The organism is Streptomyces sp. CA-251387 (assembly GCF_050936625.1).
Taxonomy (GTDB): Bacteria; Actinomycetota; Actinomycetes; order Streptomycetales; family Streptomycetaceae; genus Streptomyces.
Genome location: NZ_JBNJMJ010000001.1, coordinates 7980282 through 7992918, shown reverse-complemented (window position 1 = coordinate 7992918; position 12637 = coordinate 7980282). Strand labels below are relative to the sequence as shown.

The 12637-nt window shown below is 70.1% G+C and carries 11 protein-coding genes; 5 read left to right on the top strand and 6 right to left on the bottom strand.

All coding sequences use genetic code 11. The features are described from left to right. Position 1 precedes the first annotated feature (1 nt). Positions 2–538 carry a GNAT family N-acetyltransferase gene (locus tag ACQEV2_RS35495; protein WP_433051058.1) on the bottom strand — a complete coding sequence of 179 codons (537 nt, stop codon included), beginning with the start codon at positions 536–538 and terminating at the stop codon, positions 2–4. Between the two features lie 170 nt (positions 539–708). Here ACQEV2_RS35495 and ACQEV2_RS35490 point away from each other — a divergent pair, with 170 nt between their 5' ends. The 4 genes from ACQEV2_RS35490 (at position 709) to ACQEV2_RS35475 (ending at position 3223) form a co-directional block, all read left to right on the top strand. Beyond that, positions 709–1656 carry an ATP-binding protein gene (locus tag ACQEV2_RS35490; RefSeq protein ID WP_433051055.1) on the top strand — a complete coding sequence of 316 codons (948 nt, stop codon included), beginning with the start codon at positions 709–711 and terminating at the stop codon, positions 1654–1656. Between the two features lie 61 nt (positions 1657–1717). Next, entirely contained in the window at positions 1718–2110 is a 393-nt protein-coding gene (locus ACQEV2_RS35485) for an SCO5389 family protein (protein ID WP_433051052.1), read from the top strand. A 61-nt stretch (positions 2111–2171) separates the two neighbouring features. Continuing rightward, a complete protein-coding gene (locus ACQEV2_RS35480) occupies positions 2172–2654 on the top strand; it encodes a DUF3592 domain-containing protein (RefSeq protein ID WP_433051049.1) in 483 nt (160 codons plus the stop codon). Further along, the gene (locus tag ACQEV2_RS35475; protein WP_433051046.1) at positions 2651–3223 is read left to right on the top strand and encodes an SMI1/KNR4 family protein; all 573 of its coding nucleotides are present in this window, start codon (positions 2651–2653) and stop codon (positions 3221–3223) included. The genes ACQEV2_RS35480 and ACQEV2_RS35475 overlap by 4 nt, the downstream gene beginning before the upstream one ends. Positions 3224–3299: 76 nt before the next feature. On the opposite strand, the gene ACQEV2_RS35470 is transcribed toward ACQEV2_RS35475, so the two are convergent. From ACQEV2_RS35470 to ACQEV2_RS35455, 4 genes are read right to left on the bottom strand one after another with little or no spacing between them, the layout of a single operon-like run. Then, the gene (locus ACQEV2_RS35470) at positions 3300–4664 is read right to left on the bottom strand and encodes a GH1 family beta-glucosidase (RefSeq protein ID WP_433051043.1); all 1365 of its coding nucleotides are present in this window, start codon (positions 4662–4664) and stop codon (positions 3300–3302) included. 35 nt (positions 4665–4699) lie between these two features. Then, the gene (locus ACQEV2_RS35465; protein WP_433055023.1) at positions 4700–5539 is read right to left on the bottom strand and encodes a carbohydrate ABC transporter permease; all 840 of its coding nucleotides are present in this window, start codon (positions 5537–5539) and stop codon (positions 4700–4702) included. Positions 5540–5570: 31 nt separating this feature from the next. Then, positions 5571–6560, bottom strand: coding sequence for a carbohydrate ABC transporter permease (locus ACQEV2_RS35460; RefSeq protein WP_433051040.1), 990 nt, complete (start codon positions 6558–6560; stop codon positions 5571–5573). 5 nt (positions 6561–6565) lie between these two features. Then, the gene (locus ACQEV2_RS35455; RefSeq protein WP_433051037.1) at positions 6566–7882 is read right to left on the bottom strand and encodes an ABC transporter substrate-binding protein; all 1317 of its coding nucleotides are present in this window, start codon (positions 7880–7882) and stop codon (positions 6566–6568) included. Between the two features lie 211 nt (positions 7883–8093). Here ACQEV2_RS35455 and ACQEV2_RS35450 point away from each other — a divergent pair, with 211 nt between their 5' ends. Continuing rightward, positions 8094–9953, top strand: a complete 1860-nt coding sequence (locus ACQEV2_RS35450; RefSeq protein ID WP_433051034.1) for a coagulation factor 5/8 type domain-containing protein — start codon at positions 8094–8096, stop codon at positions 9951–9953. A 42-nt stretch (positions 9954–9995) separates the two neighbouring features. Here the strand turns inward: ACQEV2_RS35450 and fusA are convergent, their stop codons facing one another. Then, on the bottom strand, positions 9996–12053 hold the full coding sequence (fusA, locus tag ACQEV2_RS35445) for an elongation factor G (RefSeq protein WP_433051031.1): 2058 nt from the start codon (positions 12051–12053) through the stop codon (positions 9996–9998). Positions 12054–12637 lie beyond the last annotated feature (584 nt).

Below are 12637 nucleotides of genomic sequence, written 5' to 3'. Positions count from 1 at the left end.
TCTATCGGTCCATCGGTATCTCGAAGTGGACGACGCCGAAGGCGGCGTCGGTGTCGTCGCGTTCGTCGTGCACGATCTTGCCCAGCGAGCGCCAGAAGCCCTCGGCGCCGGGCACCTGCGGGTCGGTGTGCAGATAGACGGCGCGGTAGCCGCCGTCCGCGGCCGCGAAGGCGAGCAGCTCCTCGACGAGCCGCCGGGCGAGCCCGCGCCTGCGGTGCTCGGGGCGGACGTAGACCCGGCGCAGCTGCGCGGTCTCGCCGGAGGGGTAGCGCTCGGCGAGGTGGCGCGGGTTCGGCGGGTGGGCCGGGCCGCGGGAGTCGAGGGCGGCCGTGGCCACGACACCGTTGTCGCGCGGGTCCACTGCGACGAGGAGGGTATGGCGGGGTGACGCGAGGTAGGCGGCGGCCGGGTCGATGATGTCCGCGTGCCAGCGGGGCACATAGCCGGTGCCGAAGTCGCGGTGGACGGTGTCGAGCATCAGGGCTCGCGCACCGTCCAGGTCGTCCGGGCTCGCCGCCCTGATGCTGTAGTCGTGCACTTGCACATCATATGCATTAAGGGCCGGAGGTGATCACGGCAGCCCGCTCACCTCTCACAACCCCCTTACGGCGCAAGCGATTTGACAGTGATCGCGAGTCGCGGACAACCTAGCCACATGACATCCATTTTCAACAAGGGTATCGTGTCCGCGAAGGCGGGCGGCTGCTGATGCGTATCGCGTTCGTCGGCAAGGGCGGCAGCGGCAAGACCACCTTGTCGGCGCTGTTCTCCCGCCACCTGGCTCGTTCCGGCGCGCCCGTGCTGGCCATCGACGGCGACATCAACCAGCACCTCGCCGAGGCGCTGGGCCACGACGGGGACGCCCTGGACGCGCCACCGCTCGGCGCGCACCTGCGGGACATCAAGGAGTACCTGCGCGGCACCAACCCGCGTATCCCCTCCGCCGACGCCATGATCAAGACCACTCCGCCCGGCAGGGGCTCCCGCCTCCTGACCCTGCTCGGCGACGACGAACTGCACGCGCGGCATGTCCGGCGTGTGGGGGACGTGCCGCTGATGGTGACGGGTGAGTTCGACGAGAGCGACCTCGGGGTGGCCTGCTACCACTCCAAGCTCGGCGGGGTCGAGCTCTACCTCGGCCACCTGGTCGACGGGCCCGGCGAGTACGTGGTGGTCGACATGACGGCGGGCGCGGACGCCTTCGCGTCGGGCCTGTTCACCCGCTTCGACATGACCTTCCTGGTGGCGGAGCCCACGCGGAAGGGGATCTCCGTGTACCGCCAGTACCGGGACCACGCCCGCGAGTTCGGGATCCGCATCGCCGTCGTCGGCAACAAGGTCACGGGCGAGGACGACCTGCTCTTCCTCAAGGAGGAGGTGGGCGACGACCTCCTCACCCACCTGGTCCACTCCCCCTGGGTCCGCGCGGCCGAACAGGGCCGGGAGCAGGGCGAGTTGGAGTCCCACAACGTCCACGCCCTCGACGTCCTGCGCGAGGCGGTGGACGCCCGCCCCAAGGACTGGCCCACGATGCACGGCCACGCCGTCGAGTTCCATCTGCGCAACGCCCGCGCGTGGGGCGACGACAGGACGGGCCAGGACCTGGCCGCACAGGTGGACCCGGAGTTCGTCCCGGGGCCGGCGGCACTGACCTGACGACACGACTCCCCCTGCCTTCCCCCTACACCTCATCACCCCCGAACAGGAACATACGCACATGTCTCTCGACGTCTCCCCGAAGCTCCTCGCCGAAGCCGAACACGGTGACATCCGCGAGGAGGACTTCGTGGACACGGTCCGCACCTCCCTGCCGTACGCCTACGACCTGATCGCCTCCCTCGCCGCCGAACTCCGGGGCGGCCCCGCCGAGTTCACCGACAACCAGACCCCTCCCCCGTCCGAGAAGGAACGCGGCCAGCTCCTGCGCGCCCTCGCCAGCGACGCGATCCGCACCAGCCTGGAGCGGCACTTCGGCATCACCCTCGCCTTCCAGAACTGCCACCGGGTGGCGGCGTTCCGGCCCGAGGCGCGCAGTGGGGAGGCCTATGCGCGGTTCACTTCGGTGCGGTCGCAGGTGCTGAACCAGTCGCCGGAGTTCAGGGACTGCTGACCGAGGGCGACCGGGCACTGAGATAGCCTCCCTCTCACTCCGGACGAGTGAGAGGGACGTCGTGCAGGTTCAGGTACGGGGGCGGGGTGCCCGCCGGTGGATCACGTTCGGGGCGATCGCGTTCGGGGCCGTGTTCTTGGTCATCGGGTTGGTCCTGGCGGGACAGTCGGTCTCGTTCCTGACGGACGCGAAGCGTGCCCCGGGCACCGTGGTGGCGCTGGAGTGGCGGAACGACAGCAGCGGCGCGTCCCGCAAAAAGAGGGGGAACGACGAGCCTGCGGCGTACCCGGTGGTCCGGTTCACGTCGGCGGACGGCACGGCGAGGACGTTCCGGAGCTCGACGGGTTCCAATCCTCCCTCGTACGACGAGGGCGACCAGGTAGAGGTGCTGTACCGCGCCGACTCCCCCGATGACGCGCGGATCAACGGGTTCGCCTCGCTGTGGCTGTTGCCGCTGATCTTCGGTGGGATCGGGCTGGTGATCGCGGGGGTCGGGACCGCCGTTGCCGTGGTGGGACGGCGGCGCTCCCAGGCCGTGCGTTGAGCAGCCGGCTGCGACGCAGGGAGAGCTGGGACGAGGGCGAGGTCCGCGCTCGGGTACGGGAGATGGCGGCACGGGATCCGGAGCGGGCGCGCTTCGGGGCGGACACGCACCGGTATGAGCTGACGCCTGCGCTGCCGGAGGCGGAGATCAGGGCGTTCGAGGAAGAGCACGGCATCGATCTGCCGGAGGAGTACCGGTCCTTCGTCGCGAAGGTGAGCAACGGTCCCGCCGGCCCCGGCTACGGGTTGATGCCGTTGACCACACCTCGGCCGGAAGCCGACGGGGACTGGGCCGTGGACGAGGAGTGGGCACAGGACCGGCTGCCCGGCCGACTCGCCGCACCCTTCCCTCTCGCCGAACCCCTGCCCGGCCGCATCGGCGCACCGAGCGATGAACCGACCCAGGGCACGCTCGTGCTGGCCGACGAAGGCTGCGGCATCTGTCTCCGACTGATCCTGACGGGCCCGCGAGCGGGTGAGGTCTGGCGGATCGACCCGGACTGGGGCGGCTTCGTGCCGGTGAGCCCTGGCTTTGGTGCCTGGTACGGCGAGTGGCTGCAGCGCCTGTGACACCCGTCGGCGGTCTCCGGGTGGGGGAGGACGGTTCAGCCCGTGCCGCACCTGGAGACCGCGTCGGCGAAGTGGGTCAGGCAGCCCGTCGTGCCCCGTCCCGGTGGCTGCGGATGATCTCCGCGTAGTGTCGGCCCGTCCCCTTGATGGTGCGTGCCTGCGTGCCGTAGTCGACGTGGACCAGTCCGAACCGCTTGGCATAGCCGTACGCCCACTCGAAGTTGTCGAGCAGCGACCAGGCGAAGTACCCGGCCAGCGGAGCCCCCTTACGGGCCGCCGACGCGCAGGCGGCGAGGTGCTGGACCAGGTAGGCCTGGCGCTCCGGGTCGTCGACCGTGCCGTCCGGGCGTACGACGTCCTCGTAGGCGGAGCCGTTCTCGGTGACGTACAGCTTGCGGGCGCCGTATTCGTCGGTCAGCCGGAGCAGCAGTGCCTCGATACCGCTCGCGTCGACCTCCCAGTCCATGGCGGTGCGGGGGACGTCGGGGCGGCGGACGGCGCGGGCGTGCGGGGCGGGGCCCGTGGGGTCGTCGGCGACGGTCGCCGGGAAGTAGTAGTTCAGGCCGAGCCAGTCGAGGGGGGCGGCGATCGTCTCCGAGTCGCCCGCTCGCTCGGGGAGTTCCACGCCGTACAGCTCGCGCATGTCCGAGGGGAACCCTCGGCCGTGCACCGGGTCCAGCCACCAGCGGTTGGTGTGGCCGTCCATGCGGCGCGCGGCGGCGAGGTCCTCGGGGCGGTCGCTCGCGGGATGGACCGTGGAGAGGTTGTTGACGATGCCGACCTGGGCGTTCGCGGCGGCCGCACGGATGGCCTGCGCGGCGAGACCGTGGCCGAGGAGCAGGTGGTACGAGGCCCGCACCGCCGCCGTGAGGTCGGTGAGACCGGGGGCCATCGTGCCTTCGAGGTGGCCGATCCACGCCGAGCACAGCGGCTCGTTGAGGGTCGCCCAGTGCTTGACGCGGTCACCGAGGCGTTCGGCGACGGCCGAGGCGTACGCCGCGAAGTGCTCGGCGGTCGCCCGCTCCGGCCAGCCGCCGCGGTCCTGGAGCGTCTGTGGCAGGTCCCAGTGGTAGAGGGTGACGGAAGGGGTGATGCCCGCCGCCAGCAGGCCGTCGATCAACTCGTCGTAGAAGGCGAGGCCCTTGGGGTTCACCGGGCCGTCCCCGTCCGGTACGACCCTCGGCCACGCGATCGACAAGCGGTAGGCGTTCGTGCCCAGTTGGCGCATCAGGCCGATGTCCTCGCGCCAGCGGTGGTAGTGGTCGCAGGCGATGTCACCGTGGTCACCGTTGTCGGTCTTTCCGGGGGTGTGCGAGAACGTGTCCCAGATCGACGGGGAACGGCCGTCCTCCGCCACGGCTCCCTCGATCTGGTACGCCGATGTGGCCGTGCCCCACAGGAAGTCGTGCGGGAGTGCGGCGAGGTCGATGCGGTCGGACACAGAGATCCCTTCGGGGTGAGGCGAGTTGGCACAGGTCACTTGACGGCGCCGGCCGTCAGGCCCGCGACCAGGTAGCGCTGGAGGAGGAGGAAGCCGGCGACGACGGGGACGCTCACGACCAGCGACGCGGCCATGATCTGGTTCCAGTACACGTCGTTGAGCGTGGAGTAGCCCTGGAGGCCGACGGCGAGGGTGCGCGTGGTGTCGTTCGTCATCACCGACGCGAACAGCACCTCGCCCCACGCGGTCATGAAGGCGTAGACGGCGACCGCGACGATGCCGGGGACCGCGGCCGGCACGACGACCCGGAACAGCGCGCCGAGCGGGCCGCAGCCGTCCACCAGTGCCGCCTCGTCGAGGTCGCGCGGCACCGAGTCGAAGTACCCGATCAGCATCCAGATCGAGAACGGGAGGGAGAAGGTGAGGTACGTCAGGATCAGGCCGCCGCGCGAGCCGAACAGGGCGACGCCGGTGGCGTTGCCGATGTTGACGTAGATCAGGAACAGCGGGAGGAGGAAGAGGATGCCGGGGAACATCTGCGTGGACAGGACGGTCACCGTGAAGACGCGCTTGCCGCGGAAGGAGTAACGGCTGACCGCATACGCCGCGAACACCGCGATCACCACCGAGCAGACCGTCGCCGCGCCCGCCACGATGAGCGAGTTCATGAAGTACGTGGCGAGCGGCACCGTCGACCAGATGTCGATGTACGGGCGGATCGTCAGGCCGCTGGGCAGCCAGCGGAACTGGCCGGACACGTCCGCCAGCGGCTTCAGCGAGCTGGAGACCATGACGTACACCGGGACCAGGACGAATCCGGTGAGCAGCGTGAGGAAGATCCGCCGGGACCAGAGGAAGGAACGCGGCGGCGCCATCGGCGACCTGGACATCACGGAGCCCGGAGACCTAGACATCGGCGGTCCTCCGTCCGCGCGAGGTGAGCACGAGGTAGACGCCCGTCACGAGCAGCAGGAACAGCAGCAGGAGCACGGACATCGCGGAGCCGGTGCCGAAGTTCCAGGTGACGAAGCTGGCTTGGTAGATGTGCACCGAGATGAGGTCGGCGGCCTCGGGGGCGGTCTTGCCGAACAGGACGTACGGCGTGTTGAAGTCGTTGAACGTCCAGAGGAAGAGGACCAGGACGAGGACCTGGTTGACGGGGCGCAGTGACGGCAGCGTGATGCGGCGGAGCTGCTGCCACATGCCGGCGCCGTCGAGTGCCGCGGCCTCGTACAGCTCCTTGGGGATGTTCTGCAGCCCGGCCATGACGATGAGGAAGGCGAACGGCCAGCCCTTCCACACCGACACCGTCAGCAGCGCGATGAAGCTGTTGTCACCGATGAGCCAGAAGGAGGGCTTGTCGGTGAGGCCGAGCTGGTCGTGCAGGACGTGGTTCACCAGGCCGTTGTCGTGCTGGAACATGAAGACCCAGGTGATGACGGCCGTGTAGACGGGCAGCGCGTACGGCACCAGGAACAGGGCGCGCAGCAGGCCCCGGCCGCGGAAGGTGTCCTGCAGGCAGACCGCTGCGGCCGTGCCGATCAGCCAGCACAGGCCGACCGAGAGCAGCGTGAAGCCGACGGTGACCAGGAAGGAGTGGAGCAGCGCCTCCCCTGCGGGGGCGTTGAAGTCCACCGACATCCGGTAGTTGTCGAGACCGTTCCACGGGGCGGTGGTCCAGTCGCGGATGTAGAACTGCGTGAGTTCCTTGAAGCTCATCACGATGCCGATGACCATCGGCACCAGGTGGACCAGGAGTTCGAGGAGCAGGGCGGGCAGGAGGAGCAGATACGGCAGTCCGATGCGGCGGATCCGCCCGGGACGGCGGCGGGGGCCGTCCGCCGTCCCGGGGGAACTGTGACGCACGGCGGCATCGGTGGGGACCGTGGTCGTCATCGTGCTCACTTCGTCGGCATCTGCTGCTGGGCCTTCTCCAGGGCCGCCTTCACCGAGTCCTCCGTGACCGGGCGTCCGGCGGCGGCGTCGGCGAACAGCCCCTTGATGGCCGTACCGACCGCCGTCTCGAACTGGGACTCGTCGGCGACCTGGGGAGCGGCGACGGCGCTCTTGGCGAGGGTGTCCTTGAGGACCGCGTTCGCCGGGGTGTTGAAGGCCTGGTCGGACTGGGCGCCCTTGACGGGCGGGATCGAGCTGTAGGCCTCGTTGAGGATCTTCTGCTCCGCGTCGCTCGTCATGAACTTCACGAACTTCGTGGCGCCGTCGAGGTTGTCGGTGTTCTTGAAGACGGCCAGGTTGATGCCCATGACCATCGAGTTGACGCTCGTGCCGGAGCCGGGGCTGCCGGACCCCACCGGCACGGGGGCGACGCCGTAGGCGTCCTCGCTCATGCCCTGGGACTTGAGGTTGGCGGAGGCGGACTGCCACAGCAGCATCGCCGTCCTGCCCTTGGCGAAGTCGCTCACGGACTGGTTCTGCGCGTACTCGGCGTTGCCCGGCGCGATGATCTTGTCCTTGGCCATCAGGTCGACGAACTGCTTGACTCCCGCGACCGCCCCGTCCGAGGTGAAGTCGGGCTTGCCGTCGGCGGTGAAGAAGTCGGCGCCGTGCTGCTTGGCGAAGACCACGGCATGGTGGATGTTCTCCGAGGGGTTCGAACCCTCCGTGCCCAGGCCCCACTTGCCGCCCTTCGACAGCTTCTTGCCGTCGGCTATGAGCTCGTCCCAGGTGGCCGGCGGCTTCTCGATGCCCGCGTCGGCGAACAGCTTCTTGTTGTAGTAGAGCGCGTACGCCATCGAGTACAGCGGCACCGCGGCCGGGTCCCGGCCCTCGGCGCCGGTCGAGCCGAGCGCGGAGTCGACGAACCTGTCCCTGCCACCGATCTTGTCCAAGTTCTCGGCGTCCCACGGCAGCAGCGCCCCGGTGGCCTGGAGGGAGGCGCTCCAGGTGTTGCCGATGTTGAGGACGTCGGGGCCCTGGCCGGAGGTGGTCGCGGTCAGGATCCGGTTCAGCAGGTCCGACCAGGGCACGACCTCCAGCTTCACCTCGATGCCCGTCTGCTTCTCGAACTTGTCCAGTTCGGGTTGGAGGACCTTCTTGTCGACCTCGATACTGGCGCCCTGATTGGACGCCCAGTAGGTGAGGGTCTTCGGCGAGTCGTCGGACCCGCCGCCCGTCGGCGAACCGCCGCCACAGGCCGAGGCGGCCAGGGCGAGGGACAGGGTGACGGCGCCTACGGCTGCGGCTCGGATGCTGCGCATGGCTCCTGATGGCCCTTCCGGGAAGTGCATCACGGCTTAATTTAGAGCGTGAGTTAAGCCCTGCCGGGGCGATGCGTCAAGGGTTTTGACGCACTCTCCGAACTTCCGCCGGACCTCTTGACTCACCCGTTCCACGGTTGAACCATTCAGCGGCGAGAGAGCGCTCCCCGCACCCCACGCCGTTCACTTCCTGAACCAGGAGAGCCGCCCCATGCCCCCTTCCTCCCCGTCCTCGTCATCTGCCGGGCCGCCCTCGATCGGCCGCCGGGCTCTGATGGGCGCCGCGGTCGCGTCCGCGCCGGCTGTGATCGGCCTGTCGACGGAGGCCTCCGCGCAGGTGTCCCCGCAGGCCTCCACGCGGGCCTCGGGCCTTGCCGCCGCCCAGGATTCCGCCGCCCCGTCGGCCCGGAAGAAGCCGCACGCCCTGCCCGGCGGCGGCGACCTCGGCCCGAACGTCCTCGTCTTCGAACCGTCGACTCCGGGCATCCAGGCCCGGCTCGACGAGGTGTTCCGGCAGCAGGAGTCGGCGCAGTTCGGCACCGGCCGCTTCGCGCTGCTGTTCAAGCCGGGCCCGTACCACGGCCTCAACGCGCAGATAGGCTTCTACACCGCCATCGCCGGCCTCGGCCTCTCCCCCGACGACACAACCATCAACGGCGACGTCACGGTCGACGCCGGCTGGTTCGACGGCAACGCCACGCAGAACTTCTGGCGTTCGGCGGAGAATCTCGCGGTCGTGCCGGTCAACGGAACCAACCGCTGGGCGGTCTCCCAGGCCGCGCCGTTCCGCCGGATGCACGTGCGCGGCAACCTCAACCTCGCGCCCACCGGCTACGGCTGGTCCAGCGGCGGCTATATCGCCGACAGCCGTGTCGACGGCCAGGTCCAGCCGTACTCCCAGCAGCAGTGGTACACCCGGGACAGCGCGATCGGCGGCTGGCTCAACGGCGTGTGGAACATGGTGTTCTCCGGCGTCGAGGGCGCCCCCGCACAGAGCTTCCCGAACCCCCCGTACACCACGCTCGACACGACGCCCGTGTCCCGGGAAAAGCCCTTCCTGTACCTCCAGGGCAACGACTACCGGGTCTTCCTGCCGGAGAAGCGGACCAACGCCCGCGGTGTCACCTGGGGCAACGGCACGCCGCGCGGCACCTCGCTGCCGCTCACGCAGTTCTACGTCGCCCGGCCCGGCGTCTCCGCAGCCACGCTCAACCAGGCGCTCGCCCAGGGACTGCACCTGCTGCTGACGCCGGGGATCTACCACCTGGACCGGCCCGTCGAGGTGAACCGGCCGAACACGGTCGTGCTGGGTCTGGGTTACGCCACCCTGATCCCGGACAACGGCGTCACGGCCCTGAAGGTCGCCGACGTCGACGGCGTACGACTGGCCGGGTTCCTGATCGACGCCGGTCCGGTCAACTCCCCGACACTGCTGGAGGTCGGCCCGCGAGGGGCGTTCCGGGACCACTCCGCCAACCCCACCACCGTGCAGGACGTGTTCATCCGCATCGGCGGCGCCGGCCCCGGCAAGGCCACCACCAGCATGGTGATCAACAGCCGGCACACGATCGTCGACCACACATGGGTCTGGCGCGCCGACCACGGCGAGGGAGTCGGCTGGGAGACCAACCGCGCCGACTACGGCGTCGTCGTCAACGGCCACGACGTCCTGGCGACCGGCCTGTTCGTGGAGCACTTCAACAAGTACGACGTGCAGTGGTACGGCCAGCGGGGCCGCACGATCTTCTTCCAGAACGAGAAGGCGTACGACGCCCCGAACCAGGCCGCCGTCCAGAACGGCTCGGTCAAGGGCTACGCCGCCTACAAGGTCGGCGACGGCGTGACCTCGCACGAGGGCTGGGGACTGGGCAGCTACTGCTACTACAACGTCGACCCCACGATCGTGCAGCACCACGGATTCGCCGCCCCGAACACGCCCGGCGTGCGCTTCCATGACCTGCTCGTCGTGTCGCTGGGCGGCAAGGGACAGTACGAGCACGTCATCAACGAGACGGGGGCACCGACGTCGGGGACGTCGACGGTGCCGTCGACTGTGGTGTCGTATCCGTGAGGCGGGGGCGGCCCCGCCCGTACGGGAGGGGCCGCCGTTCGGTCACCGGACCGGCGTCACGGCCGGAGCCGGTGCGTAGCCGGTGGGCCGGGCGGTGAACGTGCCGCGGCCCTGGGTCCGGCTGCGCAACCGGGTCGCGTAGCCGAAGAGTTCGGCCAGCGGCACGGTGGCCGTCAGGACCGCCGAGCCGCCGCGCGTGGCCGAGCCGGAGACCCGGCCCCGCCGCGCCGCGAGGTCGCCGAGCACGGTGCCGACGGCGTCCTCGGGCACGGTGACCGTGACCTCGACGACCGGCTCCAGGAGGACCATCGCGCAGGTGCGCAGGGCCTCGCGGAGACCAAGCCGGCCGGCGGTGCGGAAGGCCGTGTCGGAGGAGTCCTTCACATGGGTCGCCCCGTCGGTGAGGGTGACGCGCAGCCCGGTCACCGGGTGGCCGCCGAGCGGGCCTTCGGCGAGGGCGTCCCGGCAGCCGACCTCGACGGCGCGGACGTACTCCTGCGGTACCCGGCCGCCGACGACGGCCGAGCGGAACGCGAAGCCGGACTCCGACTCGGCAGGTTCCACGTCGAGGACGACATGCGCGAACTGTCCTGCGCCGCCGTCCTGTTTGACGTGCCGGAAGACGAAGCCGGTCACTCCGCGGCCGACCGTCTCCCGATACGACACCCGGGGCCGGCCCACGTTGACGTCCAGCCCGGCGTCGCGCCGGATCTTCTCCACCGCGACCTCCAGATGCAGTTCGCCCATGCCGGACAGCACCGTCTGCCCGGTCTCGGTGTCGGTCCGCACGACCAGTGACGGGTCCTCCTCGGCGAGCCGTGCCAGCGCGGCCGCCAGCCGGTCGGTCTCGGTCGACCTGCGGGCCTCGACCGCCACGGACACCACCGGGTCGGCCACACTGGGCGGTTCCAGGACGAGCGGGGCGTCCGGTGCGCACAGGGTGGCGCCCGGGCGGGCCGACTTCAGGCCGACCACGGCCACGATGTCCCCGGCGACCGCCCGCTCCACCTGGGCGTGCCGGTCGGCCTGGACCCGCAGGATCCGCCCGATCCGCTCGGTGCGCCGCGGGCCCGCGTCGAGCACCGTGTCTCCCTTCTCGATCGTTCCCGAGTACACGCGCAGGTAGGTCAGCCGTCCCGTCGGGGTGGCGCTCACCTTGAACGCCAGCGCGGCGAACGGTGCCGACGGGTTGGCCGACCGCTCTTCGTCGACACCATCGCGCATACCGCATACAGGCGGGACGTCGAGCGGCGACGGCAGATACGCCACGACCGCGTCAAGCAGCGGCTCGATCCCACGGTTGCGGTAGGCCGAGCCGCACAGGACGACCACGCCATCACCGCTGCGGGTCAGGTCGCGCAGGGCGGTGACGAGTGCCGACGGGGATATCGCCGACTGTATACAGAATTCCTCCAGGGCTCCGGCATGCAGCTCGGCCACCGCCTCCTCCAGCAGCCGCCGACGCCGCTGCGCCTCCTCCCGCAGGTCCTCCGGCACCGGCTCCTCCACGGCCGTGTCGGCGCCGTCCGCCCACACCAGCGCCCGCATGCGGACGAGGTCCACGACCCCGCGGAATCCGTCCTCCGCCCCGATGGGCAGCTGCACGACCAGCGGCGCCGGATGCAGCCGTTCCCGGATCGAGGCGACCGCCGCGTCGAGGTCGGCCCCGGCACGGTCCAGCTTGTTGACGAACGCGATCCTCGGCACACCGTGCCGGTCGGCCTGCCGCCACACCGACTCGCTCTGCGGTTCGACGCCCGCGACGGCGTCGAACACCGCGACCGCACCGTCGAGGACCCGCAGCGAACGCTCCACCTCATCGGAGAAGTCGACGTGCCCCGGGGTGTCGATCAGGTTGATCCGATGCCCGTCCCAGGCGCAGCTGACCGCCGCCGCGAAGATGGTGATGCCGCGATCGCGCTCCTGCGGGTCGAAGTCGGTGACGGTGGTGCCGTCGTGGACCTCGCCGCGCTTGTGCGTGGTCCCGGTGGTGTACAGGATCCGCTCGGTGACGGTGGTCTTGCCGGCGTCGACGTGGGCGAGGATGCCGAGGTTGCGGACGACGGCGAGGGTGGTCAGGTGGGTGGGGTTGGTGCGCACGGCCCTTGGCCTTTCGGATGATCCGGAAGTGGAAACAGGTCAGCGCGATTCCCCGGACGAGGCCCACACGGGCCAGGACATGGCCTGCTGGCCTGCCGAAGGGCAGGCTCAGGGACAGGAGTTGGCGGAGCTCAGACGCTCGTCACGGGCATCCGGTGCCGGCCGCGCAGCGGGCACCGGGCGGACGAGGACACGAGGATCACCTCGTACCGGCAGAGGGAGACCACGGCAGCGGTGCGGTCACACACGGCCCGGCTCCCTTCGACTGGTCACGACGACGCGCCGCCGAGCGGTGGGCGGCGCGTGATTGCGTGGTGAGTCTAGGGAACCGGGCGCGGTCGGAGCACGTGCTTTTCCGGCGGTGCGGCGGAGCGTGAAGCTCACTGGTCGTCGTCGATCGTGATGGCCGACGGGGGGCTCCAGATCGGCGTGGGCGCGCACTTGGCCGGCGTCCACGCCGCGCCGCGGCCGCGCCGCGAGCGCCTCGTACTGCCGCGCCGCAGCCGTGAGATTCGTACAGGCGGGCCGTGCGAATCTCACACTCGTGCGGTGACAGACGATCGATGTCCGAGATCCTCTGTTCT